At 58.7% G+C, this 5,314-nt stretch carries 5 protein-coding genes; 2 read left to right on the forward strand and 3 right to left on the reverse strand.

Annotation, left to right across the window (positions count from 1 at the left end):
* On the forward strand, positions 1 to 1,216 hold a 1,216-nt coding region (locus tag AC1DLB_RS20270), incomplete at its 5' end, for a leucine-rich repeat domain-containing protein (protein ID WP_477785527.1).
* Positions 1,217 to 1,259: 43 nt separating this feature from the next.
* On the opposite strand, the gene AC1DLB_RS20275 is transcribed toward AC1DLB_RS20270, so the two are convergent.
* Positions 1,260 to 1,754 carry a DUF934 domain-containing protein gene (locus AC1DLB_RS20275; protein WP_018927639.1) on the reverse strand — a complete coding sequence of 165 codons (495 nt, stop codon included), beginning with the start codon at positions 1,752 to 1,754 and terminating at the stop codon, positions 1,260 to 1,262.
* Positions 1,738 to 3,396, reverse strand: coding sequence for a nitrite/sulfite reductase (locus tag AC1DLB_RS20280; protein WP_477785528.1), 1,659 nt, complete (start codon positions 3,394 to 3,396; stop codon positions 1,738 to 1,740). Before AC1DLB_RS20280 ends, AC1DLB_RS20275 begins: the two co-directional genes overlap by 17 nt.
* Positions 3,397 to 3,918: 522 nt before the next feature.
* Here AC1DLB_RS20280 and AC1DLB_RS20285 point away from each other — a divergent pair.
* Positions 3,919 to 5,004, forward strand: coding sequence for an ABC transporter substrate-binding protein (locus tag AC1DLB_RS20285; protein WP_457327492.1), 1,086 nt, complete (start codon positions 3,919 to 3,921; stop codon positions 5,002 to 5,004).
* Positions 5,005 to 5,010: 6 nt separating this feature from the next.
* Here the strand turns inward: AC1DLB_RS20285 and AC1DLB_RS20290 are convergent, their stop codons facing one another.
* Entirely contained in the window at positions 5,011 to 5,241 is a 231-nt protein-coding gene (locus AC1DLB_RS20290) for a DUF2970 domain-containing protein (protein WP_018927642.1), read from the reverse strand.
* Between the last annotated feature and the right edge of the window lie 73 nt (positions 5,242 to 5,314).

Raw genomic sequence — 5,314 nt, forward strand, 5'->3', positions numbered from 1 at the left:
TGACATGGCTATCGATTTCCTGGCCCCGAATGATCCCGAAGCAGCGGGATTGAGCGCTGCACAAATCGAGGCCTATAACGTTCAGTTGGTGCAGACCGAAATGCAACAGGAGCGAGCGATTCGAAATGAGTTGGCCGAGGAGCTGGTCTCCATCTGGCAACGACGCAGGGCGCCGCAGGATCCGTTACTGCCTGCTGATCAGATACGCGGCGTCAGGCTGGATCTCGACTTCGAGAATTATCACCGGTTACCCACGTTGAATGTCCGGTTCAATAATATTCTCGAGTTATCGATGCGCGGCTTTCACCTGACTGAAGAAGAAAGTCTGAACGGATTTCTCGAGTGTTTTCCAAATCTTGAAGTGCTGAACCTGGAAAATGTCGACCTGAGTCACTTCAACCATGGCGGCCTTGCGGAGTGTGCACTGCCTCCTTCGATCAACCAGATGGCGCGTCTCTCTTCGCTGAATCTGAGGTCGACGAATCTGACGTTCAATGAGCGCGCCGCCTCTCAATTGACCGGGTTGACACACTTGCAGACGCTGGACCTGAGCAACAACCCGCTGGGCGTCCCGCCTTTGGTGCTCGGAATGAACGACTTGCGCTGGCTGAACCTGAGCAACACCGGGATCACTGGTTGCCCAGTCGGAATCATGGAGCAGCCCTATCTGACGTCATTGGACCTGCGTAATAACCAGATAACCCGAGTGCCGCCAGCAGTACTGAACCAGGCTATCTCGAGGGACCGTGTGCTGCTGCAGGGCAATCCATTGACGGATGAGGACACCTTGTTGCGCATTGTCGATCATCGGCGGCGAACGGGTATCAACCTGTGGTTAAGTGATCCCGGGGTTAATTACGGGAATGTCATCGAGTGGTTGCGCGAAGGCGATGGGGAGTTGCAAGCGACGCGACGATTGATCTGGCAGAGGCTGGCAGCCAGGCCCCTTGGCGCCCGGTTCTTGAGGGTAATGGATGGACTGAGCCTGACGGCGGACTTCCGGGTCGATTATCTGCCGCTTCAGGCGAGGGTGTGGCGACTGCTCGGTGAAGCCGATGCTTCGCAAGCGCTTTGGGAAAGACTGGTCCAGGATATTGAATCGGCCGAGGTCGATCCTGAAAACCCGTTTGCGCTGTTCACGGCACTTGAGGATCGTGCCCGGTTTTATCGGAACTGGGAGGCCATGGGGCGACCGTTTCCGATAGGCACGCAGTAAGGGAAAAACCTTGAACCCCGCAAGGGGGTTCAAGGTGTGACGATCAACGGCGACGGAACAGCGGCAGCGGTTCGTCGGTGGCGGCCTGATAGGTCACCGAGAAGTCCTTGAGGCCTTCAAGGGCTTCGTAGGGGTCTTTATCGGCGCGAATGGCAAACGCATCGAAACCGCAGCGGTGCATGTAGAACAACTGGTCGCGCAGCACATCGCCGATTGCCCGCAGTTCGCCTTTGAAACCATAGCGGTCACGCAGCAGACGGGCGTTGGAGTAATTGCGACCATCGGTGAAGGCCGGGAAGTTCAGGGCGATGACCTGGAAGTTCGCCACGTCATCACCGATTTCTTCAGCTTCTTCATCGGCATCCAGCCATACACCCAGGCCGCCATCGCGGGCCATGAGCATGCGGCTGTGTTCGCGCCACATGTGCAACGGGACGATCAGGTCGTCGCAGTTGCTGATCTCGTCGATGTTGAAATCTTTCGGCAGCAAGTGCCAGGTTTCGTCGACGACTTCGTTGTTCTTAATTATTCGCTGCATAGACGCGCTCCTTGAAGAGGTCGATGCCGATACGCTGATAAGTGTCGATGAAGCGCTCGTCTTCGGTACGTTGTTCGATGTACACGTCGATCAGCTTCTCGATCACATCAGGCATGGCTTCCTGGGCGAAGGAAGGGCCGAGGATCTTGCCCAGGCTCGCATCGCGGCTGGCGCTGCCACCCAGGGACACCTGATAGAACTCTTCGCCTTTCTTGTCCACTCCGAGAATACCGATGTGGCCGACGTGGTGGTGACCACAGGCGTTCATGCAGCCGGAGATGTTCAGGTCCAGCTCGCCAATGTCGAACAGGTAGTCCAGGTCGTCGAAACGGCGCTGGATCGATTCGGCGATCGGGATCGACTTGGCGTTGGCCAGGGAACAGAAGTCGCCGCCAGGGCAGCAGATGATGTCAGTCAGCAAGCCGATGTTCGGCGTGGCGAAACCTTGCTCGCGCAACTCGCCCCACATGGCGAACAACTGGCTCTGCTCGACATCGGCCAGAATGATGTTCTGCTCGTGGGAGGTGCGCAGCTGACCAAAGCTGTAACGGTCGGCGAGGTCGGCAACGGCATCGAGCTGCTTGTCGGTGATGTCGCCCGGTGCAACGCCGGTCGGTTTCAGGGACAGCGTCACGGCGACGTAACCCGGCTTTTTGTGGGCCAGGGTGTTGCGGGCACGCCAGCGGGCGAAGCCCGGGTGTTGTTTGTCGAGGTCGGCCAGTTCGGCCGTCTGATTGTCCAGGGACTTGTAGTCCGGATCGACAAAGTGCTTGGCCACGCGATGCACTTCGGCCTCGGTCAGCGTGGTCTGGCCACCGCGAAGGTGTTCCATTTCCGCATCGACTTTCTGCGCGAACACTTCAGGCGYCAGGGCCTTGACCAGAATCTTGATCCGCGCCTTGTACTTGTTGTCGCGACGGCCGTAGCGGTTGTAGACCCGCAGAATGGCGTCGAGGTAGCTCAACAGGTCCTGCCACGGCAGGAATTCGTTGATGAACGCGCCCACCACCGGAGTACGGCCCAGGCCGCCACCGACCAGCACACGGAAGCCCAGTTCGCCCGCGGCGTTGTGCACCGGCTCGAGGCCGATGTCATGGACTTCGATGGCCGCACGGTCGGACGTCGAACCGTTGATGGCAATTTTGAATTTACGCGGCAGGTAAGCGAATTCCGGGTGGAACGTGGTCCACTGACGGACGATTTCGCACCATGGCCGCGGGTCGATCAACTCGTCGGCGGCGACACCGGCGAACTGGTCGGTGGTGACGTTGCGCAGGCAGTTGCCGCTGGTCTGGATCGCGTGCATCTGCACGGTCGCCAGCTCAGCCAGGATGTCCGGGATGTCTTCCACGGCCGGCCAGTTGAACTGCACGTTCTGCCGGGTACTGATGTGGGCGTAGCCCTTGTCATAGTCGCGGGCAATCTTGGCCATCATTCGCGTCTGGCGCGAAGTGAGTTGGCCGTAAGGCACCGCCACCCGCAGCATCGGGGCAAAGCGCTGGATATAAAGGCCATTTTGCAGGCGCAGGGGGCGGAATTCTTCTTCGCTCAGCTCGCCTGCCAGATAGCGTCGGGTCTGATCACGGAACTGCTTGACGCGGTCCTCGATGATCCGCTGATCGTACTCGTCGTATACGTACATATAAGTCCTGTTCTCAGGCTTGGGCCGGTCGGATACAGCTGCGTTTTCGCAAGCTTTCATCCGATTCTGCCTCGGCAATTCTGCGCGCACGGCCGCGCACTCCCAACGGAGCCGACGCAAGATACCAGTTTGCAGTTATGCGCAAAAGTGATGTTTGAGTATATGCAAAGAACCAAAACGACTAATGAAAGTCGTTGTGATAAAACCCTCATTTGTCGTGCGGGCAATCATCGTCTTAACTGTGCTCGAGTCTTTATGCAATCACCGATAAAACCGACAAGAGGCGATGCAATGAGCAACCCAACCAAAGCAAGGAAAAGCGATAGCACGGTCGATGCCTGGGCGATTCTGTTCCTGATCATCCTGGTCGTGGGTACGGCGGTATTCTGGGTCAGCCATCAATAAACGACCCCGTCCGGGCCCGGCGCCGACGATTGTCGGACAAAAAGCCGGAATATGCGCCGTTTCCAGGGACTTCGCTGGCTATAATGCGCGGCGGATTTTCGGGGGCTCGGACGATCAATGTTGAAGTTCTTCTATGGTGTAGTGCTGGCGCTTGGCGTGGTCCTGGGGCCGTGTGCCCAGGCGGCGTCCGTATTGTTCCTCAATCCCGGGACCAGCCAAGAGACGTTCTGGGTCAGTTACTCGCAGTTCATGCAGACCGCGGCCAAGAACCTGGGCATGGATTTGCAAATCCAGTATGCCGAGCGAAACGCCGAGACCACACTCAAACAGGCCCGCGAAGCGCTGCAAGGGCCGAGTCGGCCGGACTATCTGGTGTTCTCCAACGAACTGTATGTCGCCCCCGAAATCCTGCGCCTGGCTCAAGGCAGCGGTGTGAAGCTGTTTTTGGTCAACAACGGCCTGACCGCCGACCAGATGCGTCTGCTCGGCGCCCAGCCGGACAAGTATCCCGACTGGCTGGGTAGCCTGGTGCCCAACAATGAGGAGGGCGGCTACCTGATGCTCAAGGAACTGATTCGCCTGCATGGCCCGGTAGCACCCGGTGAGGTCATTGAACTGGTGGCCTTTTCCGGCCTGAAAATCACGCCGGCCGCGCAAGAGCGTGAGCAGGGCATGATGCGGGCATTGGCCGAACACCCCGAAGTGCGGTTGCGCCAGTTGGTGTACGGCGGCTGGACCCGCGAGCGCGCCTATGAACAGGCCAGGTTATTGTTCAAGCGTTACCCGCAAACATCGCTGGTCTGGTCGGCCAACGATGAAATGGCGTTCGGTGCCATGCAGGCATACGCCGAAACGGGAGGCCAGCCGGGCAAGGGTGTGCTGTTCAGTGCCATCAACAATTCACCGGCCGCGTTGCAGGCGCTGTTGGAAGGGCGGCTAAGCGTGTTGTTGGGCGGGCACTTCACTCTGGGCGGCTGGGCTCTTGTGCAGTTGCATGACTACGATCAGGGGGTGGATGTCAGCCAGTACGGCGGGCGCGACCGACAGATCCCCTTATTGCAGTTGATCGACCACGCGCAAGCCCGGCGACTGCTGGGCTTGAGCGCCACTCAGGATTACGACGTGGATTTTCAAAAGCTCTCGGCCAAGGGGCGGCCGACGTCGTACCGCTACCCGTTCAGCCTGCAAACCCTGATGCATTGAGCCGGCTCAGATTCCGGCCAGGTGCAACACCAGTTTGACGATGCCGAACAGCGTCAGGGCGAACACCACCGTGAACAGAATCCCCAGAATCACAAAATGACTGGGCTTGCCATGGGTGAAGTCCCGGGCCCGGTTTTTCCCGCTCTGCACCCCGAACGCCGCCGCCATGACGCTGTGCAGCATCTGCCAGAAGGTCGGCGGCTTGTTGTGATTATTGTTGTCGACTGGATCGTCCATAAATCCCCCGTCACGAATGTGTATGAGGCAAGCATAGACAACAGACTCGAACTCTGTGGGAGCCGTTGTGGGG

The sequence above is a fragment of the Pseudomonas sp. 05N434 genome, from assembly GCF_056396965.1.